Below are 26,564 nucleotides of genomic sequence, written 5' to 3' on the forward strand. Positions count from 1 at the left end.
TCGATGATCCGGCGACGGCTATCCTGGACAGGTTATGACCGCCGTCTATCTCGACCATGCCGCCACCACGCCGATGCACCCCGCTGCCATCGAGGCGATGACGGCTGTGCTGGCGACGGTCGGTAACGCGTCCTCCCTGCACACGTCGGGACGTGCGGCCCGGCGCCGGATGGAGGAGGCGCGTGAGGCGCTGGCCGGCCTGCTGGATGCCCGCCCGTCCGAGATCATCTTCACCGCGGGCGGCACCGAGAGTGACAACCTCGCAGTCAAGGGCATCTACCGGGCCCGCCGGGATGCGTCGCCGCAACTGCGCCGCATCGTCACCACCCCGATCGAACACCACGCCGTGCTGGACGCCGTCGAATGGCTGGTGCAGCACGAGGGTGCCGAGGTCACCTGGCTGCCCGTCGCGGCGGACGGATCCGTCACGCCCGAGGCGTTGCGCGCCGTCGTTACCGAGCACGACGATATCGCGCTGATCTCGGTGATGTGGGCCAACAACGAGGTGGGCACCATCCTGCCGATCGCTGAATTGGCTTCCATCGCAGCCGAATTCGACATCCCGATGCACAGTGACGCGATCCAGGCCGTCGGCCACATCCCGGTCGGCTTCGCGGCCAGTGGGCTGGCCGCCATGTCGGTGGCCGCCCACAAGTTCGGTGGCCCGATGGGAGTCGGCGCGCTGTTGCTGCGCCGCGACACCGCCTGTGTGCCCTTGCTGCACGGCGGCGGACAGGAGCGCGATGTCCGTTCGGGCACACCGGATGTCGCCGGTGTGGTGGCCATGGCCGCGGCCGCCCGGGTGGCGGTCGAGGGACTGGAGGCCACCGGCGCTCGGGTCCGGGCGTTGCGCGACCGGTTGATCGACGGCGTGCGGGAGACCATCGAGGACGTGGATGTCAACGGCGCGCTCGGCGACGGGCGGCTGCCGGGCAACGCCCACTTCACCTTTCGCGGTTGTGAGGGCGATTCGTTGTTGATGTTGTTGGATGCCAAGGGAATCGAGTGTTCCACCGGTTCGGCGTGCACCGCCGGGGTGGCGCAGCCATCGCATGTGCTGTTGGCGATGGGCGCCGACGCGGACACCGCGCGCGGCTCGCTGCGCCTGTCCCTGGGGCACACCAGCACCGACGCCGACGTGGACGCCGCGCTGGCGGCACTGCCCGCGGCGGTACAGCGAGCCAGGGCGGCGGCCCTGGCCAGTGCGGGGGTGCTGTGATGCGGGTCTTGGTCGCGATGAGCGGCGGCGTCGACTCCTCGGTGGCGGCCGCCCGGATGGTGGACGCCGGCCACGACGTCGTCGGCGTTCATCTGGCGCTGTCCAGCGCGCCGGGCACGCTGCGTACCGGGTCGCGCGGCTGCTGCTCGAAGGAGGACGCCGGCGATGCCCGCCGGGTCGCCGACATCCTGGACATCCCGTTCTACGTATGGGATTTCGCCGACCGCTTCAAGGAAGACGTGATCGACGATTTCGTCGAGTCCTACGCCCGCGGCGAGACCCCGAACCCGTGCGTGCGCTGCAACGAGAAGATCAAGTTCTCCGCCCTGTCGGCGCGCGCGTTGGCACTGGGCTTCGATGCGGTGGCCACCGGCCATTACGCCCGGCTGGAAGACGGCCGGCTGCGCCGCGCCGTGGACGCCGACAAGGACCAGTCCTATGTGCTGGGCGTGCTGACCGCCAACCAGCTGCGGCACGCGCTGTTCCCGATCGGCGATACCCCCAAGCCGCAGATCCGCGACGAGGCCGCCCGGCGCGGGCTCGCCGTCGCCGACAAGCCCGACAGTCACGACATCTGCTTCATCCCGTCCGGGGACACCCGCGCGTTCCTGGGCGCCCGGATCGGTGTCCGGCCCGGCGCCGTCGTCGACACCGGTGGCACCGTGCTGGCCGAGCATGACGGCGTGCACGGCTTCACCATCGGCCAGCGCAAGGGTCTCGGCATCGCCGGGCCCGGTCCGGACGGGGCGCCCCGCTATGTCACCGGGATCGATGCGGACACCGGCACGGTACGCGTCGGGCCGGCCGTCGAACTGGACATCACCACGCTGCGCGGGGACAAGCCGGTGTTCACCTCCGGCAGCGCGCCCACCGGTCCGGTGGAGTGCGTGGTGCAGGTCCGCGCCCACGGCGGCGTGGTGGACGCCGTCGTCGAGCTGCGCGACGGGCAGTTGCACGCCGAACTGCGCACCCCGCTGCGAGGTGTGGCGCCCGGCCAGACGATGGTGCTCTACCGGCCGGATCCGGCCGGCGACGAGGTACTCGGCAGCGCCACCATCGTGCGCTGAATGACGATCGAATAGTGTTGGCTGCGTGAGTATTTTCGCCGCCGCTACCGGTATCGGATCCTGGCCCGGCGCGTCGGCGCGCCAGGCCGCGGAGGTGATCGTCGGCGAACTGCACACGCTGCCGCACCTGGCCGAGCTGCCCGCCCGCGGGATCGGCGCCGATCTGATCGGCCGCGCCGGCGCGCTGTTGGTGGACATCGGCATCGACACCGTGCCCCGTGGTTATCGCATCAGCCCTGGCCGCAGCGCCGTGCTGCGCCGCGCGGTCAGCCTGCTCGACGAGGATCTCGACGCGCTGGAGGAGGCCTGGGAGAAGGCCGGTCTGCGCGGCAGCCAGGGCCGCACCGTCAAGGTGCAGGTGCCCGGCCCGATCACGCTGGCCGCCCAGCTGGAACTGCCCAACGGGCACCGCGCCATCACCGACGCGGGCGCCGTGCGTGACCTGGCGGCCTCGCTGGCCGAGGGTGTCGCCGCGCACCGGGCCGTGGTGGCCCGCCGGATCGGCGCCGAGGTGGTGGTGCAGCTCGACGAACCGTCGCTGCCCGCGGCACTGGCCGGCCGGCTGACCGGGGTGACCGGCATGTCGGCGGTGCATCCGGTCGACGCCGCGGTGGCCGGCTCGTTGCTCGACGAGTGTGCCCAGCGGGTGGGCGGCGCGCTGATGGTGCATTGCTGTGCCCCCGATGCTCCGTGGAAGCTGTTGCAGGGCAGTCAAATTCAAGCAGTCGCCGTCGATGCTGCGACGCTGGACGCCGCCGACCTGGATGGTATCGGGGAGTTCGTGGAATCCGGACGCACCGTCGTGCTCGGCGTCGTCCCTGGGACGGCGCCGTTGCGGCGCCCCGCGACCGACCAGGTTGCCGGCGCGGCGGCGGCGGTCACCGACCGGCTGGGATTTCCCCGTGCGGTGCTGCGCGACCGCATCGGCATCAGCCCGGCGTGCGGGCTGGCCGGTGCCACCGCGGACTGGGCGCGGACGGCGCTGAGCCTGCTGCAGCAAGCCGCCGACGGGCTGCATCAGGATCCGGACGCGGTCTAGCCCGCAAACATCGGTTCGCAGTATGGTGAGGTCCGGACGGCGGGGGAGCCCTGTGGATCGAGCGAAGCGGACGATGGCGGCGGGTGCCGTCGCGCTCTCGGTGTTCCTGCTGGCAGGCGGAACAACCACGGCCCTCGCCGGCGCCCGGCCGGGAGATCCCGGGGGGCATGTCGGGCAGGATCGCGACGCCCCCCGTGCCGAGCGTGGCGGTGGCGGCGGCAATGGCGGTGCGCCCGGCCGGACCCGCCCCGACACCGTGAGCCGGGCGCCGCAGGCCGTGGTCGGCTCCGGCCGGTCCCCGTCGATCGCCGGCGCCCTCAAACCGCCGGCCGGTTCCTCCGGGTCGCGCTCGCCCGCCACGGCGCCGGCCTTCGTCGCCCCCAAGGTGACGTTCGGCAACGGCCGCCACCCCGAACCCGCGCCGGACATTCCGACCGGGCCGGCGCCGCAGCCGGTGGCGGTCCCGCCGCCGGTGGCCGTGGTACCCCAGCCCGCACCCCTGGGCATCCTGCAACCGCCCACGCGTCCCAGCGCGCCGGTGGACCTGTCCGCGCTGCACGCCTGGGACAACACCCGGCCGGGGCAGCCGTGGACGTCCTGGTTCGGTCTGGCCGGATTGCTGCTCATCCCGCTGGCCGGCGCGGCGCTGGGCTACCGGCAGGCGCGCGCCGCCAAGGCGGCCGCCGGCCTGGTCGTGCGCTGACCCATCTAATTCGTTACCGGTGGTACCGGATACCGAAGGTCATGGCGTACGTTGTCTCCATGGACAACCCGCCCGAACTCCCCGGCGTGCAGCACCGCTACCTCGACCTCGGCGCCGGCGTGACGATCCACGTCGCCGACGCCGGACCCGCGGACGGGCCGCCGGTGATGCTGGTGCACGGCTTCCCGCAGAACTGGTGGGAATGGCGCCGCCATATCGAACCGTTGGCAGCCGACGGATACCGGGTGCTGTGCCCGGACCTGCGCGGTGCCGGGTGGAGTTCCACCCCGGCGGGGGACCACTATTTCAAAAACGACCTGGCCGACGACCTGGCCGGGGTGGTGGACGCCCTCGGCGTCGGTCCGGTGCGCCTGGTCGCCCATGACTGGGGCGGTCCCGTCGCGACCATCTTCATGCTGCGTCACCCCGAGAAGGTGGCGTCGTTCATGGGGATCAACACCGCAGTGCCGTGGCTCAAACGCGATCTCGCGGCCTTCGCCAACATCTGGCGGATGTGGTACCAGATCCCGATGCTGTTGCCCGTCATCGGGCCCAAGGTGATCGCCGACCCGAAGATGCGCTTCTTCCGGCTGCTGGGCTCCTGGGTCGGCGGTGACTACGTCACCCCCGCCGAGGACATGGAGTTCTACCGGGCATGCATGGCCCGGCCGGCCTATGCCGTTGCCGGCTCCAAGTGGTACCGCACCTTCCAGACCCGCGAGGCGTCCCGCTGGATCCGCGGCGAGTACGACCAGCACCACGTCACCGTCCCGGTCCGCTGGCTGCACGGCACCGGGGACTCGGTGCTGACCCCCGAACTGCTGCGGGTGTTGCCCGAGCACTGCTCGGACTTCGACCTCGAGCTGGTGCCCGGTGCCGGGCACTGGATCATCGAGGAGCGTCCGGACTTGGTGCTGGACCGGTTGCGGACGTTCCTGGCGTTGGGTGCCGATAAACCGGTATGAGTCAAGCCTTCTCGTCGAGCGCTCGGATCAGCTTCTTCGAGGCGATCAGCCGGAACGACGCGTCGACCAGTTCGCGCACCTCACCCCAGTCGACCGGGCCCGCGGTCAGGTCCAACCCGAGCCAGCCGAACGGCCCCATGTAGGCCGGGAAGAAGAACCGGCGGTCCTGCTCCAGCGCCCGGCGGTCGGACTCGTCGACCTTGACCAGCAGCGACGACGGGTACGCCGTCATCCCGCTGGCACCTTTGACGTTGCCGCCGAACATCGCGAACATCTTCGGCGCGCAGAACACCGGCCGGCCCCAGGACACCTTCTCGAACGCCTCGGGGAAGTCCAGCGCGATGGCGCGCACCTCGGCCAGCCCGAAATCGTCCTCGCTGAACATGACGGGATGCGGCACGGCAAGCAGTCTACGTTCGCCGGCGACGCCGACCCGCAAATCGTGTCGGCGGCCTCGACTAGCCTCACACAGGTGAGCTCATCGGACTCTGAGGTGCGTGGACGCTGGCAGGAACTCGCCGAGGAGGTGCGCGGGCACCAGTTCCGCTACTACGTCAAGGACGCACCCGTCATCTCCGATGCCGAGTTCGACACGCTGCTGCGCGAACTGCAGGCGCTGGAGGAGGCGCACCCGGAGCTGCGCACCCCCGACTCGCCGACGCAGTTGGTCGGCGGCGCCGGCTTCGCCACGGACTTCGCCTCGGCCGACCATCTGGAGCGGATGTTGTCCCTGGACAACGTCTTCGACAGTGACGAGCTGTCGGCCTGGGCCGCCAGGATCAGCGCCGAAACCGGTGAGAACACCGAGTATCTGTGCGAGCTGAAGATCGACGGTGTGGCGCTGGCGCTGGTCTACCGGGACGGCAGGCTGATCCGCGCGGCCACCCGCGGCGACGGGCGCACCGGTGAGGACGTCACCCTCAACGCCCGCACCATCGACGACATCCCCGAACGGCTCACCGCCTCCGACGAATTCCCGCTGCCCGCCGTGCTCGAGGTGCGCGGTGAGGTGTTCTTCCGGGTCACCGATTTCGAGGACCTCAACGCCGGCCTGGTGGCCGAGGGCAAGGCACCGTTCGCCAACCCGCGCAACAGCGCCGCGGGGTCACTGCGGCAGAAGAACCCGGCCGTCACCGCGCGGCGCCGGCTGCGGATGATCTGCCACGGCCTCGGCCATGTCGAGGGGGTGACGTTCGCGTCGCTGCACGACGCCTACCGCGCGCTGGGAGCCTGGGGCCTGCCGGTGTCCACCCACACCACCCGGGTGCAGGGCATCGCCGCGGTGGCCGAACGGATCACCTACTGGGGCGAGCACCGCCACGACGTCGAACACGAAATCGACGGTCTGGTGGTCAAAGTCGACGACGTGGCGCTGCAACGCCGGCTCGGCTCCACCTCCCGGGCGCCGCGCTGGGCGGTGGCCTACAAGTACCCGCCCGAGGAGGTCACCACCAAGCTGCTCGACATCCGGGTCAATGTCGGCCGCACCGGCCGGGTCACCCCGTTCGCCTATATGGAGCCGGTCAAGGTGGCCGGCTCGACGGTCGGGCTGGCCACCCTGCACAACGCCTCGGAGGTGAAACGCAAGGGTGTGCTGATCGGCGACACCGTGGTGCTGCGCAAGGCCGGTGACGTGATCCCCGAGGTGCTGGCGCCGGTGGTCGACCTGCGCGACGGCACCGAACGCGAATTCGTCATGCCCACAACGTGTCCCGAATGTGGCACCCCGTTGGCGCCGGCCAAGGAGGGCGACGCCGACATCCGCTGCCCGAACACCCGCAGCTGCCCGGCGCAGCTACGGGAGCGGGTGTTCCACGTCGCCGGCCGGGGCGCCTTCGACATCGAGGGCCTGGGCTACGAGGCGGCGATCGCGCTGCTGCAGGCCGGGGTGATCGCCGACGAGGGCGACCTGTTCACCCTCACCGCCGAAGATCTGTTGCGCACCGACCTGTTCACCACCAAGGCCGGTGAACTGTCCGCCAACGGCAAGCGGTTGCTGGCCAACCTCGGCAAGGCGAAATCCCAGCCGCTATGGCGGGTGCTGGTCGCGCTGTCCATCCGCCATGTCGGACCGACGGCCGCGCGTGCCCTCGCCGGTGAATTCGGCGAGCTCGACGCCATCGTGGCGGCCTCGGAGGAACGGCTGGCCGGCGTCGAAGGCGTCGGCCCCACCATCGCCGCCGCCGTCAAGGAGTGGTTCACCGTCGACTGGCACCGGGCCATCGTGGAGAAGTGGCGCGCCGCGGGCGTGCGGATGGCCGACGAACGCGACGCCGGTGTGGAGCGGACGCTGGAGGGGCTGTCGATCGTGGTGACCGGATCGCTGACCGGTTTCTCGCGGGACGAGGCCAAGGAGGCCATCCTGGCCCGCGGCGGCAAGGCCGCCGGCTCGGTGTCCAAGAAGACCGCCTACGTGGTGGCCGGTGACGCCCCGGGCTCCAAGTACGACAAGGCCGTCGAACTCGGGGTGCCGATCCTCGACGAGGACGGCTTCCGCGCGCTGCTGGAGAACGGTCCCGACGCCGACTGACGGTTTGTCGTGCGCGCGCGGCGGTTACCCCATCGTCGACACGACACGAGGGGATTTCGACATGGCGATCTGCGCTACCTGCGGTAACGACTACGACAAGGCCTTCACCGTCAGCTGGGGTGAGGACAACAGCGCAACCTTCGACTCCATCGAATGCGCGGCGGCCAAGGTGGCGCCCGAGTGCGCGCACTGCGGCTGCCGGATCCTGGGGCACGGCATCGAGACACCCGAGGCCATCTTCTGTTGCGCCCACTGCGCCCGCAAGGACAGCAACGCCGACGTCAACGACCGCTATCCGGTGCCCGCCGGGGCCTGAACCTCAGCGCAGGATGGTGGCCACGATCCCGGCCAGGTAACCCAGCCGGGCCACCTCCGACGGCCGGAAGGCCGGTCCGCCCGGGCGGCCGAGCAGCACCGCGGTGTGGTGGTCGCCCAGCGGCGCGGCCGCCAGCGTGGTGTCGATGTCACGCCACACCTGGGGCACCCACGCGGCGGTGCCGTCCAGGACCTCGGCGTGCTCGATCGGCAGCCAGGGCGCGGTCTCGGCCAGGGTTTCGGGTGCGCTGGGGCTGCCGACGACCGTGTGCAACCCGGCCTCCGTGTGACGCAGCACCGAACACCAGCCCACCCGAAGCACTTTCGGCGCCTCGTCGGCCAGCACGCGCAGCTTGTCGGCCCGCTCGCCGGCGGCCGCGATGTGGTCGATCAGCTCGAGTTCGCGGTGCGCCTCCAACAACCCGGTGTGTGGCCGGATGCTGTCGACGTACACACCCTGGATGTGCTCGGCGGCGGTGATCAGCGCATCGGGCATCGAGCCGACGGGCAGGTCGACCACCAGATCGTCGATCGCGTAGCCCGCGCCGCGCTCGACGACGTCGAGGGACAGGATGTCGGCGCCCACCGAGCCGAGCGCGACGGCCAGCGAGCCGAGGCTGCCCGGTCGGTCCTCCAGCTGGACCCGCAGCAGATATGACGGCACGGCCAACACCTTGTCACAGCCTCCGGGGAGCGGCGAATCTGGAGCGCGGCCCCAGCGACTAGGCTGCGTTGTCGTGTCACAGATCTCCCGGGACGAGGTAGCCCACCTGGCGCGGCTGGCCCGTCTAGCCCTGACCGACGGCGAGCTGGACAGCTTCGCCGGCCAGCTCGACGCCATCCTGGCGCACGTCGGCCGCATCCAGTCCGTCGACGTCACCGGCGTCGAAGCCACCGACAACCCGCTGAAGAGCGTCAACGTCACCCGCCCCGACGAGTTGGTGCCGAGCTTGGCGCAGGACCAGGCGCTGGCCGCGGCGCCGCGCGCCGAGGACGGCCGCTTCGCGGTGCCCCGCATCCTGGGAGAGCCCGAATGACCACCGAACTCATCAGGCAGGACGCCGCCACCCTCGGCGCCCGCATCGCCGCCAAAGAGGTGTCCTCGACCGAGGTGACCCAGGCGCACCTGGACCAGATCGCCGCCACCGACGAGCGCTATCACGCGTTCCTGCACGTCGGCGCCGAAGAGGCGCTGGCCGCGGCGGCCGAGGTCGACCGCCGGGTGACCGCCGGTGAGACGCTGCCCTCGCCGCTGGCCGGGGTGCCGCTGGCCCTCAAGGATGTCTTCACCACCATCGACGCGCCGACCACCGCCGGGTCCAAGATCCTGGAAGGCTGGCGGTCGCCCTACGACGCGACGGTCACCGCGAAGCTGCGCGCCGCCGGCATCCCGATCCTGGGCAAGACCAACATGGACGAGTTCGCGATGGGATCGTCCACCGAGAACTCCGCGTACGGGCCCACCCGCAACCCGTGGGACACCGACCGGGTGCCGGGCGGCTCCGGTGGCGGCAGCGCCGCGGCGCTCGCCGCATTCCAGGCGCCGCTGGCGATCGGCACCGACACCGGCGGCTCCATCCGGCAGCCGGCGGCGCTGACCGCAACCGTGGGCGTCAAACCCACCTACGGCACCGTCAGCCGCTACGGCCTGATCGCCTGCGCCTCGTCGCTGGACCAGGGTGGGCCGTGCGCGCGCACCGTGCTGGACACCGCGCTGCTGCACCAGGTGATCGCCGGGCACGACCCACGCGACTCGACCTCGCTCGACGCCCCGGTGCCCGATGTGGTGGCCGCGGCCAAGGCCGGCGCGGCGGGCGACCTGACGGGCGTGCGGGTCGGTGTCGTCAAGCAACTGCGCGGGGAGGGCTACCAGCCCGGGGTGCTCGCCTCGTTCAACGCCGCGGTCGAACAGCTCACCGCGCTGGGCGCCGAGGTCATCGAGGTGGACTGCCCGAACTTCGACCACGCGCTGGCGGCCTACTACCTGATCCTGCCCTCGGAGGTGTCGAGCAACCTGGCCCGCTTCGACGCCATGCGGTACGGGCTGCGGGTGGGCGATGACGGCACGCACAGCGCCGAAGAGGTGATGGCGCTGACCCGGGCCGCCGGGTTCGGGCCGGAAGTCAAGCGCCGCATCATGATCGGCACCTACGCGCTGTCCGCGGGCTATTACGACGCCTACTACAACCAGGCGCAGAAGGTGCGCACGCTGATCGCGCGCGACCTGGACCGGGCGTATCAGAGCGTCGACGTGCTGGCCACCCCCGCCACCCCGTCGACGGCGTTCCGGCTGGGGGAGAAGGTCGACGATCCACTGGCCATGTACCTGTTCGACCTGTGCACCCTGCCGCTGAACCTGGCCGGGCACTGCGGCATGTCGGTGCCCTCGGGCCTGTCGGCCGACGACGGACTGCCGGTCGGCCTGCAGATCATGGCCCCCGCGCTGGCCGACGACCGGCTGTACCGGGTCGGTGCGGCGTACGAGGCCGCGCGGGGCGCGCTGCCGAGCGCCCTGTAACCGGTCGGGAAATCACCCCGTAGGGGGAGTGCGGCGGGGTCTCATCGCCCTAACATTTGGGCGATGAACCGAGTGAACCGACTGCGGCACTGGCACTGGAGCACCTGGTTGGTGGTGGTCGTCGGTGCGATCATGTACGCGATCGCCTGGCCCACGCTGTTTCTGACCCACCAGGTGCCCGCGGGGGTGGCGCCCATCGTGGCGGCGCTGGCCGCCTGGCCGCTGCTGCTCGTCGTAACGAATCCCCTTCTCGGATGGTCTATCTCGGCGGGCGCCGCGGCGGCGATACCACTGTTCTTCGACCGGCTGCCCGGCTGGACCTACCCCTGGCAGGTGGTGCACCTCATCGAGTTGCTGGTGCTCATCGCCGCGGTGGCCTGGACCCGCTCGCTGCCGACGGTGCTCAAGGTGTGGGCCGCGTCGGCGCTGCTGTTCCTGATCGCCATGCCCGCCGACGCCGATGCCGGCTGGGCATTCGGCGTCACGGCCATCGTGTTCGGCGTGGTGCTGGTGCGCGGGCTGGTGCTGTCCCGCCGCAAGGTGGCGCAACTGGAGGAGGAGGGCGAGTTGGAGCGCGCCCGCCGCACCGTGTTGCAGGAGCGCAGCCGGATCGCCCGCGATCTGCATGACGTTGTGGCGCACCACATGTCGCTGGTGGTGGTGTCGGCGCAGACCGCGCCGTACCGCCACGCCGACGTGCCGCCGCGGCTGCAGGCGGAGTTCGAGACGATCGCCGCGACCGGCCGGCAGGCACTCAACGAGATCCGCGGCCTGCTCGGGGTGCTGCGCAGTGACACCGAGGTCGCCGAGCTGGCTCCCACCCCGACCATCACCGATCTGCCCGAGTTGTTCGCCGCCACCCAACGGGCCGGTGTGCAGCTCACCTGGCAGATCGACGGGCCGACGGTGCTGGTCGGCGAGCTGATCGGGGCGACGGCGTACCGCATCGTGCAGGAGTGCCTGGCGAACGCGGCCCGGCACGCCCCCGGCTCGCCGGTGGCGGCCGAGGTGAGCATCACCGTGGACGGGGTGGGCATCGAGGTCCGCAACCGGCCGGCGTCGACGGCGCCGTGGCCGGCACCCTCACCCGGGCTGGGCATCACCGGCATGCGCGAGCGTGCCGGCGCGGTCGGCGGCATCGTCGCGGTGCACGCCGATGACGACGAGTTCGTGGTCTGGTCCTATCTGCCGGCGGTCCCGGCTACGGTGGCGCCATGCCCGGTCTGATCCGACCTGCCCGCGGTCGCCGGTGATCACCACCTTCATCGCCGACGACCAGCCCATGGTCCGGCAGGGGTTCGGTGCGCTGCTGGCCGCGCAATCCGATATCCGGGTGCTCGGCGATGCGGGCAACGGCCGGGAGGCCGTGGGCGCGGTGTGCGACCTGGCCCCGGATGTGGTGCTGCTGGACGTCCGGATGCCCGTCCTGAACGGATTGGACGCCGCGCGCGAGATCCTGGCGCAGACGTCGTCGAAGGTGCTGATGCTGACCACGTTCGACATCGACGACTACGTGTACGCCGCGTTGCGCGCCGGTGCCAGCGGCTTCCTGCTCAAGGACGCCCCGGCCGAGGAGCTGATCCGGGCGGTGCGGGTGATCGCGGCGGGCGAGGCATTGCTCGCGCCGTCGGTCACCCGGCGGATGATCGCCGACCTGGTAGCACGCCCCACCGCACCGCGGCGATCCGCCGACGAGCTGGCCCGGCTGACCCCGCGCGAGACCGAGGTGCTGCACCTGGTGGCCCGCGGAATGTCGAATTCCGAGATCGCCGCCGAACTGTTCGTCTCCGAGGAGACGGTGAAAACCCATGTGGGGAACGTGTTCTCGAAACTGGGTCTGCGGGATCGGGCACAGGCTGTGGTGCTGGCCTACGAGACGGGTCTGGTGTCGCCGTTCGCGCGGTGACCGCACATCCCGCGCCGGTGCGCCCCGCCGGGACGGAACTGGCAGGATCTACACCATGCGTATTGGCGTGCTGACTGGTGGTGGTGACTGTCCCGGGCTGAATGCGGTGATCAGGGCGGTGGTGCGGACCTGCGACCAGCGCTACGGATCCTCGGTGGTCGGCTTCCTCGACGGGTGGCGCGGCCTGCTGGAGGACCGCCGCGTGCAGTTGGCCAACGACGACCGCAACGACCGGCTGCTGGCCAAGGGCGGCACCATGCTGGGCACCGCGCGGGTCAATCCCGACGCGCTGCGGGCCGGCCTGGACCAGATCAAGCAGACGTTGGAGGACAACGGGATCGACGTGCTCATCCCGATCGGCGGCGAGGGCACGCTGACCGCGGCGCATTGGCTCTCCGAGGAGAACGTCCCGGTGGTCGGGGTGCCCAAGACCATCGACAACGACATCGACTGCACCGACGTGACCTTCGGCCACGACACCGCGCTGCAGATCGCCACCGAGGCCATCGACAGGCTGCACAGCACCGCCGAATCGCATCAGCGCGTCATGCTCGTCGAGGTGATGGGCCGGCACGCCGGCTGGATCGCGCTGAACGCGGGCATCGCCAGCGGCGCGCACATGACGTTGATCCCCGAGCAGCCGTTCGACGTCGAGGAGGTGTGCCGCCTGGTCAAGAAGCGTTTCCAGCACGGCTCTTCGCATTTCATCTGCGTGGTCGCCGAGGGCGCCAAGCCGGCGGAGGGCACCATGTCGCTGCGCCAGGGCGGGATGGACGAGTTCGGCCACGAGAAGTTCACCGGGGTGGCCCAGCAACTGGCCCTCGAGGTGGAGAAGCGCATCAAGAAGGACGTGCGGGTGACCGTCCTGGGTCACGTGCAGCGCGGCGGCACCCCGACCGCCTATGACCGGGTGCTGGCCACCCGGTTCGGGGTGAACGCCGCCGATGCCGCGCACGCCGGCGAGTTCGGCATGATGGTGTCGTTGCGCGGTCAGGACATCGGCACGGTTCCGCTGGCCGACGCGGTGCGCCAGCTCAAGCTGGTGCCCCAGTCCCGGTACGACGACGCCGCCGAATTCTTCGGCTGACGGGGCGTTTTTCGGCCGACAGGCCTCCCACTAGGATCGACGCCATGTCTGTCGATACCGCCGAGCTCCTGGACTACGACGAGGTCATCGCCGCCTTCGACCCCGTCATGGGCATGGAGGTGCACGTCGAGCTGTCGACCGCCACCAAGATGTTCTGCGGCTGCGCCAACGAGTTCGGCGCCGCACCCAACACCCAGGTGTGCCCGGTCTGCCTGGGGCTGCCCGGCTCCCTGCCGGTGCTCAACGAGGCCGCCGTCGAATCGGCGATCCGGATCGGGCTGGCGCTCAACTGCGCCATCGCGCCGTGGGGGCGGTTCGCCAGGAAGAACTACTTCTACCCGGACCAGCCGAAGAACTACCAGATCAGCCAGTACGACGAGCCCATCGCGGTCAACGGCTACCTCGACGTCCCGCTGGACGACGGCACCACCTTCCGCGTCGAGATCGAGCGCGCGCACATGGAGGAGGACACCGGCAAGCTGACCCACCTGGGCAGCGACACCGGCCGGATCGCCGGGGCGACCACCTCGCTGGCCGACTTCAACCGGGCCGGGGTGCCGCTGATCGAGATCGTCACCAAGCCCATCGAGGGCACCGGCGAGCGGGCACCCGAGATCGCGCGCGCCTACGTCACCGCGCTGCGCGATCTGCTGCGTGCCCTGGATGTCTCCGACGTCCGGATGGACCAGGGGTCGATGCGCTGCGACTCGAACGTGTCCCTGAAACCCAAGGGCGCCAACGAGTTCGGCACCCGCACCGAGACGAAGAACGTCAACTCGCTCAAGAGCGTCGAGGTGGCCGTGCGCTACGAGATGCGCAGGCAGGCGGCGGTACTGACCTCGGGCGGCACCGTCACGCAGGAGACCCGGCATTTCCACGAGGCCGGGTACACCACGGCCGGGCGCAGCAAGGAGACCGCACAGGATTACCGGTACTTCCCGGAGCCGGACCTGGAGCCGGTGGCCCCCAGTGCCGAGCTGGTGCAGCGCCTGAGTACCACCATCCCCGAACTACCGTGGCTGGCGCGCAAGCGGATTCAGCAGGAATGGGGTATCTCCGACGAGGTGATGCGCGACCTGGTGAACAACGGCGCGATCGACCTGGTGGCCGCGACGGTGGCCCAGGGTGCCTCCAGCGAGGCAGCGCGCGCGTGGTGGGGCAACTTCCTGGTGCAGAAGGCCAACGAGAGCGGCGTCGAATTGGACGCGCTGCCCATCACGCCCGAGCAGGTGGCCGCGGTGGTCAAACTGGTCGACGACGGGAAGCTGTCCAACAAGTTGGCCCGCCAGGTGGTCGAGGGTGTGCTGGCCGGTGAGGGCGAGCCCGAGCAGGTGATGACCGATCGCGGGCTGGTGGTGGTGCGCGACGACTCGCTGATCCAGGCCGCCATCGACGACGCGCTGCAGGCTCAACCCGATATCGCCGAGAAGATCCGCGGCGGCAAGGTGCAGGCCGCCGGCGCCATCGTCGGCGCGGTGATGAAGGCCACCAAGGGCCAGGCCGACGCCGCGCGGGTGCGCGAACTGGTGATCGCCGCTTGTAGCTAGTTCAGCCGGTGGCTAGGTCTTGTCCGCGTTGCTGCGCGGGAAGCCGCCACCGGACGGGAACAGCGGGAACACCACGTCGTCGAGCTTCTCGGCGTCGCCGGAGGTCTTGTTGATGGTGCCGCCCCAGACGTTGCCGTCCGGGGACACCGCCAGCGCCCAGGCGTGCCCGTGCTGATCCTGGCGCACCACCTCGGGCTCGCCGGTCACCGCGCCGGTGTCCGGGGCCATCCGCACCGCGACCGTCTGCTTGGTGTTCACCAGGTTGACCAGCACGGCGCCGTCGAGCGCGGCGCAGCCGGCCACCCCGGGCTTGTCCGGCCAGCTCCACACCGTGGACACCTTGGAGTCCTTGCTGATCTTCTGCAGCCGGTCGGCCGTCGGGGTCCGGTCGGTGATGTAGAGCGACCCGTCGGCCGGGTCGGTGCACATCGAGCCCGCCGCACCCATCCCGGACAGCGCGGTGGTCGGCGGGGCCTGGTCGATGGTGGTCGGCTGCTCGATACGCAGCACCTTGCCCGCCAGCGAAGCCGGGTCGTTGGCCAGGGCCGGGTTGCCCGCATCCCCGGTCTGCACCACCAGCGTGGTCGGGCTGGTGAAGATCAGCGACCCGGCGTTACCGGTGGCGCCCTTCGGGATGCCGGTCAGCAGCGGCTTGGGCACGTCACCGTCGGCGATGCGGATCACCCGGTTGTCGGTCGGGGTGCTGATGTAGGCGTACATCAGCCGGTCCTGCGAGTAGGTGGGGGACAGCACGATGTCCAGCAGGCCGCCGTCACCGGACGGGTCGACCGGGATGACCACCTTCACCGTCGGCTCGGCCTTGGTCGAGACGTTCTTCACCGCGCCCGTCGTGCGCTCGGCGACCAGCGCCGACTGGCTGTCCGGGAGCATGATCAAGCCGCTGGTGCTCTCCAGGCAGCCCTGCATGACGCCGGGGGCCGGGCATGCCTTGGGGAAGGGCGTGCCGGGCAGCGGCGGGGGCGGCGGTGGTGACGACGAGGGCGGGGCCTCCATCTGCGGTTCGGTGGTGAACGGTTGCGACTGGGCGTCGTCGAACCGGGCGCAACCGGCGCCCACCACCATCACCGCGCACAGCACCGCGGCGCTGCGAAGCGCCGTGAGCGTCGGCCCGCCCTCTCTCATGCAGGCCAGACTACGGATGGTTTCGTCGGGCGCGCCATGAAGGTGCCCACCCCCGGCCCGTCGCGGCGCAGTGTCACGACTGTGCATCGGTGTGGATACGTGGGCATTTGTACCGCGCCAATCCCGAGTCTCGGCGTGTCTTGCACTTACCCTGGCAATCGTGACCGCTGAACCTCATGACGTGACCGATTGGCAACGGCCGGCGTCGGCGCGGCTGGTCGACCCCGAAGACGACCTTCCCTCGTCGACGTACGGGGGCGATTTCGAGACGACGGCGATCCCGCGGTACGACACCAGCGGGACCGCCAAACCCGACCAGCCGAGCTATCCGCTGCTCGGTGAGCCGGAACCGTTGCCCTATGCGGCACCGAATCCCTATGCGGCGGCTCCGGTCGCCCCGGCGGTTCCCACCGAGATCGAACCGCTCGACGCCGACCAGCGCATCCGCGCGGCGGGTCGGCGCGGCACCGCCGACCTGGGCCTGCTCCTGCTGCGCGCCGGGTTGGGGGCGCTGCTGGTGGTGCACGGTCTGCAGAAGGCTTTCGGCTGGTGGGGCGGGGCGGGCCTGGGCGGATTCCAGGGGTCGCTGACCGAGCTCGGCTACCAGCACGCCGGTCTGATCACCTACGTCGCGGCCGGTGCGCAGATCGGTGCGGGCGTGCTGCTGGTGCTCGGGCTGTTCACCCCGCTGGCCGCCGCGGCCGCGCTCGCCTACCTGATCAACGCCCTGCTGGCGTCGGTCGCCGCGAGCCCCGATCACAGTTTCGTCAGCTTCGTCGTGCCGTCCGGGCACGAGCATCAGGTCACCCTCGTGCTGGTGGCCGCGGCGCTGATCCTGACCGGCCCGGGACGCTACGGGCTGGACGCCGGCCGGGGCTGGGCCCGTCGGCCGTTCGTCGGATCGTTCCTGGCGTTGCTGCTGGGTGTCGGGGTCGGCGTCGGTTTCTGGGTGCTGCTCAACGGCGCCAATCCGATCGGTTAGTCACTCGTACGGGTTGGGCACCCGGCCGCCGCTGGCGGCGGTCAGCAACGGCAGCGTGGAGAAGGTGACCGCGGGCAGCACCAGTTCGCTGCCGTCGGTGAGCCGGGCCCTGGCCCACGAACTCCTGGTGAAGCGCAGCCCGTCGATCTGCGACCAATCCACCGTGCGGCTGTGCAGCAGCGTGCGGGCGGTGACGTGGTCCCGGTCGGCCACCGTGCGATACCGAATGATGGCCGCTGACAACAGGATCGGTAGGACGAGCAGCACCGCGGCGTAACCGGGCCAGGCGAAGATCAGGGCGAGCAGACCCAGGGTGAAGAACCCCACCCCGAAATGGGCCATCGGGGAGATGCGGATGACGACATCGGTCTGTGCACGAGCGGAACTCACGCCCACCATCTTCGCACCGCGTCGTCGGCCCACCGTCACGCATCGGTGTTCGGCTGGGGCAATTTGACCTTTGACCAGTACGCGGGCTACCGTCGGTTGTTATGCAGACCCCCGAGATTCTCGTAGTACTTGGTTGGCGCGTTGATGCCGCGCTAGCCCTCACTCGGGCATAGCACACAGCATCGACGCGCCAACCCTCGTACAGCGGCTCCCGCTGACGGGGGTTTTTTCTTGCCCAAGTACCGAACAGTCATGAATCCCACCCCCGAGACGAAGAGGACACCGTGAGCGCTCCCACCACGCGGCCCCCCGAATCCGCCCAGCGCGCGAACGCACATGTGGCGCCCGCCAAGACGGCACCGCAGCCCAAACATGTTGCGCCCATTGAACTTACCGGCGCCCAGTCGGTTGTTCGCTCCCTGGAGGAGATCGGCGTCGAGGTGATCTTCGGGATCCCCGGCGGGGCGGTGCTGCCGGTGTACGACCCGCTCTACGACTCGCAGAAGCTGCGCCACGTGCTGGTCCGGCACGAGCAGGGCGCCGGGCACGCCGCCAGTGGGTACGCCCACGCCACCGGCAAGGTCGGTGTGATGATGGCCACCTCGGGGCCGGGCGCCACGAACCTGGTCACCCCGCTGGCCGACGCGCAGATGGACTCCATCCCGGTCGTCGCGATCACCGGGCAGGTCGGGCGCGGCCTGATCGGCACCGACGCCTTCCAGGAAGCCGATATCACCGGCATGACCATGCCGATCACCAAGCACAACTTCCTGGTGCGCGACGGCGACGACATCCCGCGGGTGATCGCCGAGGCGTTCCACATCGCCCAGTCCGGCCGCCCCGGCGCGGTGCTCGTCGACATCCCGAAGGACATCCTGCAGGGCCAGTGCACCTTCTCCTGGCCGCCGGTGATGGACCTGCCCGGGTACAAGCCGAACACCAAGCCGCACAGCCGGCAGGTCCGCGAGGCCGCCAAGCTGATCGCCGAGGCCCGCAAGCCGGTGCTCTATGTCGGCGGCGGCGTGATCCGCGGCGAGGCGACCGCCGAACTGATGGACCTGGCCGAACTGACCGGCATCCCGGTGGTCACCACCCTGATGGCGCGCGGCGCGTTCCCCGACAGCCACCCCCAGCACATGGGCATGCCGGGCATGCACGGGTCGGTCTCAGCGGTGGCTGCGCTGCAGAAGAGCGATCTGCTGATCGCCCTGGGCACCCGCTTCGACGACCGCGTCACCGGCAAGCTGGAATCCTTCGCTCCCGACGCCAAGGTCATCCACGCCGATATCGACCCGGCCGAGATCGGTAAGAACCGGCACGCCGACGTGCCGATCGTGGGCGATGTCCGCAACGTCATCACCGACCTGCTGGAGGTGCTGCGCCGCGATGGCGTCAATGCGGCGTCGCTGAAGCTGGACAACTGGTGGGAGTACCTGTCCAGCATCAAGGCGACCTACCCGTTGAGCTACGGCCCGCAGAGCGACGGCAGCCTGAGCCCCGAGTTCGTCATCGAGAAACTGGGCCAGATCGCCGGTCCGGAGGCGCTCTACGTGGCGGGTGTGGGCCAGCACCAGATGTGGGCCGCCCAGTTCGTCAAGTACGAGAACCCCAAGACGTGGCTGAACTCCGGCGGTCTGGGCACCATGGGCTTCGCCATCCCGGCGGCCATGGGCGCCAAGTTCGCCAGGCCGGAGGCCGAGGTGTGGGCGATCGACGGTGACGGCTGCTTCCAGATGACCAATCAGGAACTGGCCACCTGCGCCATCGAGGGCGCGCCCATCAAGGTGGCGCTGATCAACAACGGCAACCTCGGCATGGTGCGGCAGTGGCAGACGCTGTTCTACGAGGAGCGCTACAGCCAGACGAACCTGTCGACGCACAGCCACCGGATCCCGGATTTCGTGAAGCTGGCCGAGGCGCTGGGTTGTGTCGGATTGCGGTGTGAGCGCGCCGAAGACGTCGAAGACGTGATCAACCAGGCGCGGGCCATCAACGACCGCCCGGTGGTCATCGACTTCATCGTCGGCGCCGACGCCCAGGTGTGGCCGATGGTCGCCGCCGGCACCAGCAACGACGAGATCCAGGCCGCGCGCGGCATCCGGCCGCTGTTCGACGACGAAGGAAACGAGGGACACGCGTGAGCGCCACGACCCACACCCTGAGCGTCCTCGTCGAGGACAAACCCGGCGTCCTGGCCCGGGTCGCGTCGCTGTTCTCGCGGCGCGGGTTCAACATCCAGAGCCTGGCCGTCGGGGCCACCGAGCAGAAGCACCTTTCCCGGATGACCATCGTCGTCGAGGTCGAGGACTTCCCGCTGGAGCAGGTCACCAAGCAGCTCAACAAGCTGATCAACGTCATCAAGATCGTCGAGCAGGACGAGGAGCAGTCGGTCTCGCGCGAGCTGGCGCTGATCAAGGTGCGCACCGATCCGGCCACCCGCAGCCAGGTGATCGAGGCGGTCAATCTGTTCCGTGCCAAGGTGGTGGACGTGTCCACCGAGTCCCTGACGATCGAGGCCACCGGGACCCCTGCCAAACTGGAGGCGTTTTTGCGGGTGCTGGAACCGTACGGGATCCGTGAGATCGTGCAGTCCGGCATCGTGTCCCTGGCCCGCGGTCCGCGCGCGATCGGCGCGGCCAAGTAACTTGAGTCCGCGCGCCATCGGTACGGCCAAATAGCTTCAACGAACGACAAAAGAGACAAGAGAAGGAAAAGTCAGTGGCAATCGAACTGTTCTACGACGACGACGCGGATCTGTCGATCATCCAGGGCCGCAAGGTCGCGGTGATCGGCTACGGCAGCCAGGGCCATGCCCATTCGCTGTCGCTGCGTGACTCGGGTGTGCAGGTCAAGGTGGGCCTGAAGGAGGGCTCGAAGTCCCGCGTCAAGGTCGAGGAGCAGGGCCTGGAGGTCGACACCCCGGCCGAGGTGGCCAAGTGGGCCGACGTGATCATGCTGCTGGCGCCCGACACCGCGCAGGCCGAGATCTTCCGCAACGACATCGAGCCCAACCTGGAGGACGGCAACGCGCTGTTCTTCGGGCACGGCCTGAACATCCACTTCGGCCTGATCAAGCCGCCGGCCAACGTCACCGTCGGCATGGTCGCGCCGAAGGGCCCCGGCCACCTGGTGCGCCGCCAGTTCGTCGACGGCAAGGGTGTGCCGTGCCTGATCGCGATCGACCAGGACCCCAAGGGCGAGGGCCAGGCGCTGGCGCTGTCCTACGCGTCGGCCATCGGCGGCGGTCGTGCCGGTGTCATCAAGACCACCTTCAAGGAAGAGACCGAGACCGACCTGTTCGGTGAGCAGGCCGTGCTGTGCGGTGGCACCGAGGAGCTCATCAAGACCGGGTTCGAGGTCATGGTCGAGGCCGGCTACGCCCCCGAGATGGCCTACTTCGAGGTGCTGCACGAGCTCAAGCTCATCGTCGACCTGATCTACGAGGGCGGCATCGCCCGGATGAACTACTCGGTGTCCGACACCGCGGAGTTCGGCGGCTACATCTCCGGCCCGCGTGTCATCGACGCCGACACCAAGGAGCGGATGCGCGGCATCCTCAAGGACATCCAGGACGGCAGCTTCGTCAAGCGCCTGGTGGCCAATGTCGAGGGTGGCAACAAGGAGCTCGAGGGTCTGCGCAAGGCCAACGCCGAGCACCCGATCGAGGTCACCGGCAAGAAGCTGCGCGACCTGATGAGCTGGGTCGACCGGCCGATCACCGAAACTGCCTAGTTTTCCCGCGATTTGTGCACGTTCCGTAACGCCAGGCGGTACGGAACGTGCACAAATCGTTATGGGGTGGCCTCGTGCCCGTCGCGACCCTTGGTGCGACGGTCCTCTTTCATCTCGGCCTCGAACACGTGACGCCGGCCGCCCATCAGCTCGTCGCGGACCCGCTTCTCGTGCTCGCGGAACCGCTGCCAGTAGTCGTCGTCGAATTCCTCGACCACTTGGAACGTCCAGCGGCCGCGGATGACGTTGCGGCCGATCATGTCCTCGCTCAGCCGGTCGGCGGCCTCGGTGTGCCCGGCGGCGCGCAGGGCATCGGCGGCCTCACCGAGCAGCAGGTCGGCGTGGCCCATCAACTGGTGGAACGAATACAGATGGCCCCGCGCGCGCTCGACGTACTCCAGCGCCTCGGACACTTTGCCCACGGCCTCGACGGTCTCGTCGCTGACGCCGGCCGGGCGGGCGTGCGCGTCGTCCAGCTTCGTCATGACGACCGCTTCTTCAGCGCCTCGGGTTTGTGCACGGCGTCGCGTCCGGACTTGTCGCTGCGCACCAGGTACTGCGGATCGTCCGAGCTCGCCCTGACCTGACGGCCGGCCGCCTCGGTGTCGGAGGTGATCTTCTTCTCCACCGTGCCGGGCACCGTGGTCCCGTGGCTGCGCCACGACACCTTGTCGCCTCTCTGCAAGTCGTCGCTCATACCAGCCGATATACCCACAAATCCGGAAAGACTCACGGGGCCAGGGCCGGCAGATTCCGGATCCCGAACTCCCTTCTGAGCACGGTGCGGGCGGCGTAGTACCCCGCCATCCCGTGCACGCCACCGCCGGGCGGGGTGGCCGATGAACACAGATACGCCTTCGGGATCGGGGTGCTCCACGGGTCCAGCCGAGGGGTGGGGCCGGTCAGCGCGCTGACCATGTTGTTGCCGCCCACCCCGATATCGCCGCCGACCAGATTGGCGTTGTGGTCGGCCAACCGCGATGCCGGCACGCTGCGCACCGCGACGACGACATCGCGGAAGCCGGGGGCGAACCGCTCGAAGATCTCGGTCACCGTCTCGGCCATGTCCCGTGAAGAGCCGTGCGGCACATGCGCATACGTCCACAGCGGGCGGCGGCCCGCGCTGTCGACCCGGCCCGGGTCGGCCAGGTGCGGTAGCGCCGCCAGCACCATCGGCCACTCGGCGTGCCGGCCGGCCGCGACCTCGGCCTCGGCCAGCGCCATCGTTTCCCGGCCGCCGCCCAGATGCAAGGTCGGTGCGTGCGCCAAACGTGGATCGCTCCACGGGATCTCGCCCGACAGCACGAAGTCGACCTTGGCCACCCCTGGGCCGTAGCGGTAGCGGCGCAGCGCCCGGGCATAGCCCGGCGGCAGGGTGTCACCGTAGATGGACAGCAGGGCGGTGGGTGCGGTGTCGTAGAGCACCACCCCGCCCGGCGCCGCGGTCACCTCGGTGCCGAGCACGAGCTCGCCGCCGTGGTCGAGCAGGTCGGCCAGCAGCGCATCGACGACGGCCTGTGATCCGCCGACCGGGATCGGCCAGCCCACCGCGTGCCCGAGGGTGGCCAGCATCAGGCCGGCACCGCTGGACACCAGCGACGGCATCTGTGAAATGGTATGTGCCGCAACACCGCTGAACAACGCCCTGGCGTCATCGCCACGCAGGGCGCCCCACAGCGGGCTGCCCTGCACCAGCAGGCGCGGGCCGACTTTCAGCGCGGCCGACATCGGTGGCACCGACCTCTTGTCGCCGAGGATGAGCCGCACCACCGCGTCGGCGTCGTCGACCAGCGGGCCGAGCAGGCGCCGCCACGAGCCGCCGTCGTCGAGTTCGGCACAGGTGTGGGCGATATCGCGATACCCGATCGCGGCCGGCCGGCCGGGCAGCGGGTTGGCATAGGAGATGTCCGGGACGGCCAGCCGCACCCCGCGCGCGGGCAGGTCGTAGCCGTCGAAGAACGGTGATGCCAGCGCCAGCGGATGCACGGCCGAGCAGATGTCGTGGCGGACGTCGGGGTACTCGGGGTCGGGCAGGGTGCGCGCCCCGCCGCCCGGGGTGGGTTGGGCCTCGATGACCCGCACCGCCAATCCGGCGCGGGCCAGGATCACGGCGGCGGTCAGCCCGTTGGGCCCGCTTCCGACGACGGTGACGTCCATGACCTCATCCTGGGGGAACGCCCGGTGTTTCGTCGAGATTGCCGCCCACTATCCTGACCGCGTGAGTCTTCCCGTTGTACTGATCGCCGACAAGCTCGCCGAATCGACCGTCGCCGCCCTCGGCGACCAGGTCGAGGTCCGCTGGGTGGACGGTCCGGACCGCCCGAAGCTACTGGAAGCGGTCGCCGACGCCGACGCGCTGCTGGTCCGGTCGGCCACCACCGTCGACGCCGAAGTGCTGGCCGCGGCGCCCAAGCTCAAGATCGTGGCCCGCGCCGGGGTGGGCCTGGACAACGTCGACGTGGACGCCGCCACCGCCCGCGGTGTGCTCGTCGTCAACGCGCCGACCTCCAACATCCACAGCGCCGCCGAGCACGCGCTGGCGCTGCTGCTGTCGGCCGCGCGGCAGATCCCGGCCGCCGACGCCACGCTGCGCGAGCACACCTGGAAGCGCTCGTCGTTCTCGGGCACCGAGATCTACGGCAAGACCGTCGGCGTGGTCGGGTTGGGCCGGATCGGCCAGCTGGTCGCGGCGCGGCTGGCGGCGTTCGGCGCCCACATCGTCGCCTATGACCCGTACGTCTCCCAGGCCCGCGCCGCTCAGCTCGGCATCGAGCTGCTGAGCCTCGACGAGCTGCTGGGCCGCGCCGATTTCATCTCGGTGCACCTGCCCAAGACCAAGGAGACCGCCGGGCTGATCGGCAAGGAGAACCTGGCCAAGACCAAGCCCGGCGTGATCATCGTCAACGCCGCCCGCGGCGGCCTGATCGACGAGCAGGCGCTGGCCGACGCGATCACCAGCGGCCACGTGCGGGCCGCCGGCCTGGACGTGTTCGCCACCGAGCCGTGCACCGACAGCCCGCTGTTCGAGCTGCCGCAGGTGGTCGTCACCCCGCACCTGGGTGCGTCCACCGCCGAGGCGCAGGACCGCGCGGGCACCGACGTGGCCGCCAGCGTGAAGCTGGCCCTGGCCGGCGAGTTCGTGCCCGATGCCGTCAACGTCGGCGGGGGAGCCGTCGGCGAGGAGGTGGCGCCCTGGCTGGATCTGGTGCGCAAGCTCGGCCTGCTGGTCGGCTCGCTGGCCGACGCCGCCCCGGTGTCGCTGACCGTCCAGGTGCGCGGCGAGCTGGCTGCGGGCGGCACAGAAGATGTTGGCATCCTGAAGCTCTCGGCATTGCGGGGCTTGTTCTCGGCCGTGGTCGACGAGCAGGTGACCTTCGTCAACGCCCCCGCGCTGGCCAAGGACCGCGGCGTCACCGCCGAGATCACCACCGCCAGTGAGAGTCCCAATCACCGCAGCGTCGTCGACGTGCGCGCGGTCTACGCCGACGGCGGTTCGCTGAACGTGGCGGGCACCCTGTCGGGCCCGCAGCTGGTGCAGAAGATCGTCCAGATCAACGGCCGCAACCTGGATCTGCGCGCCGAGGGTTACAACCTGGTGGTCAACTACACCGACCAGCCGGGTGCGCTCGGCAAGATCGGCACCCTGCTCGGCGGGGCGAACGTGAACATCCTGGCCGCCCAGATGAGCCAGGACGCCAGCGGCGACAGCGCCACCGTCATGCTGCGCCTGGATACCGATGTCCCCGAGAACGTGCGCGCCGCCATCGCCGAAGCGGTCGGCGCCACCACACTGGAAGTGGTTGACCTGTCGTGAAGTTAGCTGTCATCGCCGGCGACGGCATCGGTCCCGAGGTCATCGCCGAGGCGCTGCGGGTGCTCGACGCCGTGCTGCCCGGCGTCGAACGCACCGAGTACGACCTGGGTGCCCGGCGCTACCACGCCACCGGTGAACTGCTGAACGAGCAGACCATCGAGGAACTGCGCGGCTACGACGCCATCCTGCTCGGCGCCATCGGCGATCCGTCGGTGCCCAGCGGCGTGCTGGAGCGCGGGCTGCTGCTGAAACTGCGCTTCGCCCTTGATCATCACGTCAATCTGCGGCCGGGCCGGCTGTATCCGGGTGTCACCAGCCCGCTGTCGGGGGTGACCGGCATCGACTTCGTCGTCGTGCGCGAGGGCACCGAGGGCCCCTACACCGGAAACGGCGGCGCGCTGCGCGTCGGCACCCCGCATGAGGTGGCCACCGAGGTCAGCGTGAACACGGCGTTCGGCGTGGAGCGGGTGGTGCGGGATGCGTTCGCGCGCGCCCAGTCCCGGCGCAAGCACCTGACACTGGTGCACAAGACCAACGTGCTGACCTTCGCCGGCGGCCTGTGGTCGCGGATCGTCGCCGAGGTCGGCAAGGAGTACCCCGACGTCGAGGTGGCCTATCAGCACATCGACGCGGCCACCATCCACATGGTCACCGACCCGGGCCGGTTCGACGTCATCGTCACCGACAACCTGTTCGGCGACATCATCACCGACCTGTCGGCCGCGGTGTGCGGCGGCATCGGGCTGGCCGCCAGCGGCAATATCGACGCCACCCGGACCAATCCGTCGATGTTCGAGCCGGTGCACGGTAGTGCGCCCGATATCGCCGGGCAGGGCATCGCCGATCCGACCGCCGCGGTGATGAGCGTGGCGCTGCTGCTGGCCCATGTGGGACAGGACGACGCGGCGGCCCGGGTGGACAAGGCGGTCGCCGAGCACCTGGCGACCCGCGGCGACGCCAAGCTGTCGACCGGTGCGGTCGGCGACCGGATCCTCGCGCTGCTGTAGCTGCGGTGGGCGCCGTCGCGACGCTGCGCCGGCAATGCTGGCTGTTCGCCACCGGATCGGCCTTTTTCGCCACGGCGACCGTACCGGGATTCTCGGCGCTGGCCGGCTCCGGGGCGGCGAACGCGTTGTGCTTCGTCGGGTCGTGGTTCTTCACCAGCGCGGCCTGGATGCAGCTGCGGCTGTCCGGCCGGGGCGTGCCGTGGTGGTCGTCGGCCGTGCAGTTCGCCGGCACCGTACTGTTCAACGTCAGCACGGGGGCCGCGGTGTGGGCGCACACGGTGCTCGGGGAACGGCGCTACGTCTGGGCCCCGGATGCCACCGGGTCGACGGCCTTCCTGATCTCAGGGGTGCTCGGCGTCGTGGTCGTCGGGTGGTGGGCGCCCAGATCGGTTGACTGGCAAGCCGAATGGATCAACCTGGCGGGCTGCGTGGCCTTCGGAGTGTCGGCGCTGGCCGCGTTCGTCACCAGGGCCGGGGCGACGGTCGACGCGCCGCTGGCCAATCTCGGTACGTTCGTCGGGGCGTTGTGCTTCCTGGTCGCGGCGCTGCTGGTCCTGCCGGACAAGCGGCAGGACCAGCAGCCCACAGATTAGACCCGGA

General features: G+C 70.1%; 27 protein-coding genes. 20 read left to right on the plus strand and 7 right to left on the minus strand.

Features of this window, described 5'->3' with window-relative positions:
• The first annotated feature begins 34 nt into the window (after positions 1-34).
• The 5 genes from BN977_RS26550 to BN977_RS26570 are packed head-to-tail and all read left to right on the plus strand — an operon-like array spanning position 35 to position 4,993.
• Positions 35-1,219, plus strand: a complete 1,185-nt coding sequence (locus BN977_RS26550) for a cysteine desulfurase family protein (RefSeq protein WP_036402771.1) — start codon at positions 35-37, stop codon at positions 1,217-1,219.
• Positions 1,219-2,286 carry a tRNA 2-thiouridine(34) synthase MnmA gene (gene mnmA / locus BN977_RS26555; RefSeq protein WP_036402774.1) on the plus strand — a complete coding sequence of 356 codons (1,068 nt, stop codon included), beginning with the start codon at positions 1,219-1,221 and terminating at the stop codon, positions 2,284-2,286. Before BN977_RS26550 ends, mnmA begins: the two co-directional genes overlap by 1 nt.
• A gap of 25 nt (positions 2,287-2,311) precedes the next feature.
• Entirely contained in the window at positions 2,312-3,325 is a 1,014-nt protein-coding gene (locus tag BN977_RS26560; RefSeq protein ID WP_036402777.1) for a uroporphyrinogen decarboxylase/cobalamine-independent methonine synthase family protein, read from the plus strand.
• A 52-nt stretch (positions 3,326-3,377) separates the two neighbouring features.
• Complete coding sequence (locus BN977_RS26565) at positions 3,378-4,028, plus strand: hypothetical protein (RefSeq protein ID WP_131590222.1); 651 nt, start codon at positions 3,378-3,380, stop codon at positions 4,026-4,028.
• A gap of 59 nt (positions 4,029-4,087) precedes the next feature.
• Positions 4,088-4,993, plus strand: a complete 906-nt coding sequence (locus BN977_RS26570; protein WP_036402781.1) for an alpha/beta fold hydrolase — start codon at positions 4,088-4,090, stop codon at positions 4,991-4,993.
• 1 nt (position 4,994) lies between these two features.
• Here the strand turns inward: BN977_RS26570 and BN977_RS26575 are convergent, their stop codons facing one another.
• Positions 4,995-5,393: an MmcQ/YjbR family DNA-binding protein gene (locus BN977_RS26575; protein WP_036402784.1), complete on the minus strand. Its 399-nt coding sequence runs from the start codon at positions 5,391-5,393 to the stop codon at positions 4,995-4,997.
• 72 nt (positions 5,394-5,465) lie between these two features.
• On the opposite strand from BN977_RS26575, the gene ligA reads away from it, so the two are divergent.
• Positions 5,466-7,523, plus strand: a complete 2,058-nt coding sequence (ligA, locus tag BN977_RS26580; protein ID WP_036402787.1) for an NAD-dependent DNA ligase LigA — start codon at positions 5,466-5,468, stop codon at positions 7,521-7,523.
• Between the two features lie 61 nt (positions 7,524-7,584).
• Positions 7,585-7,839, plus strand: a complete 255-nt coding sequence (locus tag BN977_RS26585) for a metallothionein (protein WP_024450478.1) — start codon at positions 7,585-7,587, stop codon at positions 7,837-7,839.
• A gap of 3 nt (positions 7,840-7,842) precedes the next feature.
• Here the strand turns inward: BN977_RS26585 and BN977_RS26590 are convergent, their stop codons facing one another.
• Entirely contained in the window at positions 7,843-8,502 is a 660-nt protein-coding gene (locus tag BN977_RS26590) for an ACT domain-containing protein (RefSeq protein WP_036404513.1), read from the minus strand.
• A 73-nt stretch (positions 8,503-8,575) separates the two neighbouring features.
• On the opposite strand from BN977_RS26590, the gene gatC reads away from it, so the two are divergent.
• The 6 genes from gatC (at position 8,576) to gatB (ending at position 14,896) form a co-directional block, all read left to right on the plus strand.
• On the plus strand, positions 8,576-8,875 hold the full coding sequence (gene gatC / locus BN977_RS26595) for an Asp-tRNA(Asn)/Glu-tRNA(Gln) amidotransferase subunit GatC (protein WP_024450476.1): 300 nt from the start codon (positions 8,576-8,578) through the stop codon (positions 8,873-8,875).
• Positions 8,872-10,356: an Asp-tRNA(Asn)/Glu-tRNA(Gln) amidotransferase subunit GatA gene (gene gatA, locus BN977_RS26600; RefSeq protein WP_036402790.1), complete on the plus strand. Its 1,485-nt coding sequence runs from the start codon at positions 8,872-8,874 to the stop codon at positions 10,354-10,356. Before gatC ends, gatA begins: the two co-directional genes overlap by 4 nt.
• 63 nt (positions 10,357-10,419) lie before the next feature.
• Complete coding sequence (locus BN977_RS26605) at positions 10,420-11,583, plus strand: sensor histidine kinase (RefSeq protein ID WP_051561927.1); 1,164 nt, start codon at positions 10,420-10,422, stop codon at positions 11,581-11,583.
• Positions 11,584-11,605: 22 nt separating this feature from the next.
• Positions 11,606-12,262 carry a response regulator gene (locus BN977_RS26610; RefSeq protein ID WP_036402792.1) on the plus strand — a complete coding sequence of 219 codons (657 nt, stop codon included), beginning with the start codon at positions 11,606-11,608 and terminating at the stop codon, positions 12,260-12,262.
• A gap of 55 nt (positions 12,263-12,317) precedes the next feature.
• Positions 12,318-13,349: an ATP-dependent 6-phosphofructokinase gene (locus BN977_RS26615; RefSeq protein ID WP_024450472.1), complete on the plus strand. Its 1,032-nt coding sequence runs from the start codon at positions 12,318-12,320 to the stop codon at positions 13,347-13,349.
• A 44-nt stretch (positions 13,350-13,393) separates the two neighbouring features.
• Positions 13,394-14,896, plus strand: coding sequence for an Asp-tRNA(Asn)/Glu-tRNA(Gln) amidotransferase subunit GatB (gene gatB, locus BN977_RS26620; RefSeq protein WP_036402794.1), 1,503 nt, complete (start codon positions 13,394-13,396; stop codon positions 14,894-14,896).
• A gap of 12 nt (positions 14,897-14,908) precedes the next feature.
• On the opposite strand, the gene BN977_RS26625 is transcribed toward gatB, so the two are convergent.
• The gene (locus BN977_RS26625) at positions 14,909-16,039 is read right to left on the minus strand and encodes a PQQ-dependent sugar dehydrogenase (protein ID WP_046873324.1); all 1,131 of its coding nucleotides are present in this window, start codon (positions 16,037-16,039) and stop codon (positions 14,909-14,911) included.
• Positions 16,040-16,199: 160 nt separating this feature from the next.
• On the opposite strand from BN977_RS26625, the gene BN977_RS26630 reads away from it, so the two are divergent.
• A complete protein-coding gene (locus tag BN977_RS26630) occupies positions 16,200-17,021 on the plus strand; it encodes a DoxX family protein (protein WP_036402796.1) in 822 nt (273 codons plus the stop codon).
• Here BN977_RS26630 and BN977_RS26635 read toward each other — a convergent pair whose 3' ends face one another.
• Positions 17,022-17,420: a PH domain-containing protein gene (locus BN977_RS26635; RefSeq protein ID WP_051561928.1), complete on the minus strand. Its 399-nt coding sequence runs from the start codon at positions 17,418-17,420 to the stop codon at positions 17,022-17,024.
• A gap of 275 nt (positions 17,421-17,695) precedes the next feature.
• Between BN977_RS26635 and BN977_RS26640 the strand changes: the two genes are divergently transcribed.
• The 3 genes from BN977_RS26640 to ilvC all read left to right on the plus strand — a co-directional run bounded on the left by BN977_RS26640 (position 17,696) and on the right by ilvC (position 21,143).
• Positions 17,696-19,552, plus strand: a complete 1,857-nt coding sequence (locus tag BN977_RS26640; RefSeq protein WP_024450467.1) for an acetolactate synthase large subunit — start codon at positions 17,696-17,698, stop codon at positions 19,550-19,552.
• Positions 19,549-20,055 (plus strand): acetolactate synthase small subunit, encoded by a 507-nt coding sequence (gene ilvN / locus BN977_RS26645; RefSeq protein ID WP_036402799.1) that lies wholly within the window; start codon positions 19,549-19,551, stop codon positions 20,053-20,055. Before BN977_RS26640 ends, ilvN begins: the two co-directional genes overlap by 4 nt.
• A gap of 74 nt (positions 20,056-20,129) precedes the next feature.
• Positions 20,130-21,143: a ketol-acid reductoisomerase gene (gene ilvC, locus BN977_RS26650; RefSeq protein WP_024450465.1), complete on the plus strand. Its 1,014-nt coding sequence runs from the start codon at positions 20,130-20,132 to the stop codon at positions 21,141-21,143.
• Between the two features lie 59 nt (positions 21,144-21,202).
• Here ilvC and BN977_RS26655 read toward each other — a convergent pair whose 3' ends face one another.
• The 3 genes from BN977_RS26655 to BN977_RS26665 are packed head-to-tail and all read right to left on the minus strand — an operon-like array spanning position 21,203 to position 23,300.
• The gene (locus BN977_RS26655) at positions 21,203-21,628 is read right to left on the minus strand and encodes a hypothetical protein (protein WP_024450464.1); all 426 of its coding nucleotides are present in this window, start codon (positions 21,626-21,628) and stop codon (positions 21,203-21,205) included.
• Positions 21,625-21,840 (minus strand): hypervirulence associated TUDOR domain-containing protein, encoded by a 216-nt coding sequence (locus BN977_RS26660; RefSeq protein ID WP_024450463.1) that lies wholly within the window; start codon positions 21,838-21,840, stop codon positions 21,625-21,627. The genes BN977_RS26655 and BN977_RS26660 overlap by 4 nt, the downstream gene beginning before the upstream one ends.
• 32 nt (positions 21,841-21,872) lie before the next feature.
• A complete protein-coding gene (locus tag BN977_RS26665) occupies positions 21,873-23,300 on the minus strand; it encodes a phytoene desaturase family protein (RefSeq protein ID WP_036402802.1) in 1,428 nt (475 codons plus the stop codon).
• Positions 23,301-23,361: 61 nt separating this feature from the next.
• On the opposite strand from BN977_RS26665, the gene serA reads away from it, so the two are divergent.
• From serA to BN977_RS26680, 3 genes are read left to right on the plus strand one after another with little or no spacing between them, the layout of a single operon-like run.
• Positions 23,362-24,957: a phosphoglycerate dehydrogenase gene (serA, locus tag BN977_RS26670; RefSeq protein WP_024450461.1), complete on the plus strand. Its 1,596-nt coding sequence runs from the start codon at positions 23,362-23,364 to the stop codon at positions 24,955-24,957.
• Positions 24,954-25,964: a 3-isopropylmalate dehydrogenase gene (locus tag BN977_RS26675; RefSeq protein ID WP_036402805.1), complete on the plus strand. Its 1,011-nt coding sequence runs from the start codon at positions 24,954-24,956 to the stop codon at positions 25,962-25,964. The genes serA and BN977_RS26675 overlap by 4 nt, the downstream gene beginning before the upstream one ends.
• 5 nt (positions 25,965-25,969) lie before the next feature.
• On the plus strand, positions 25,970-26,557 hold the full coding sequence (locus BN977_RS26680; RefSeq protein WP_036402808.1) for a hypothetical protein: 588 nt from the start codon (positions 25,970-25,972) through the stop codon (positions 26,555-26,557).
• The last annotated feature ends 7 nt before the right edge of the window (positions 26,558-26,564 follow it).

The organism is Mycolicibacterium cosmeticum (genome assembly GCF_000613185.1).
Classification (GTDB): domain Bacteria; phylum Actinomycetota; class Actinomycetes; order Mycobacteriales; family Mycobacteriaceae; genus Mycobacterium; species Mycobacterium cosmeticum.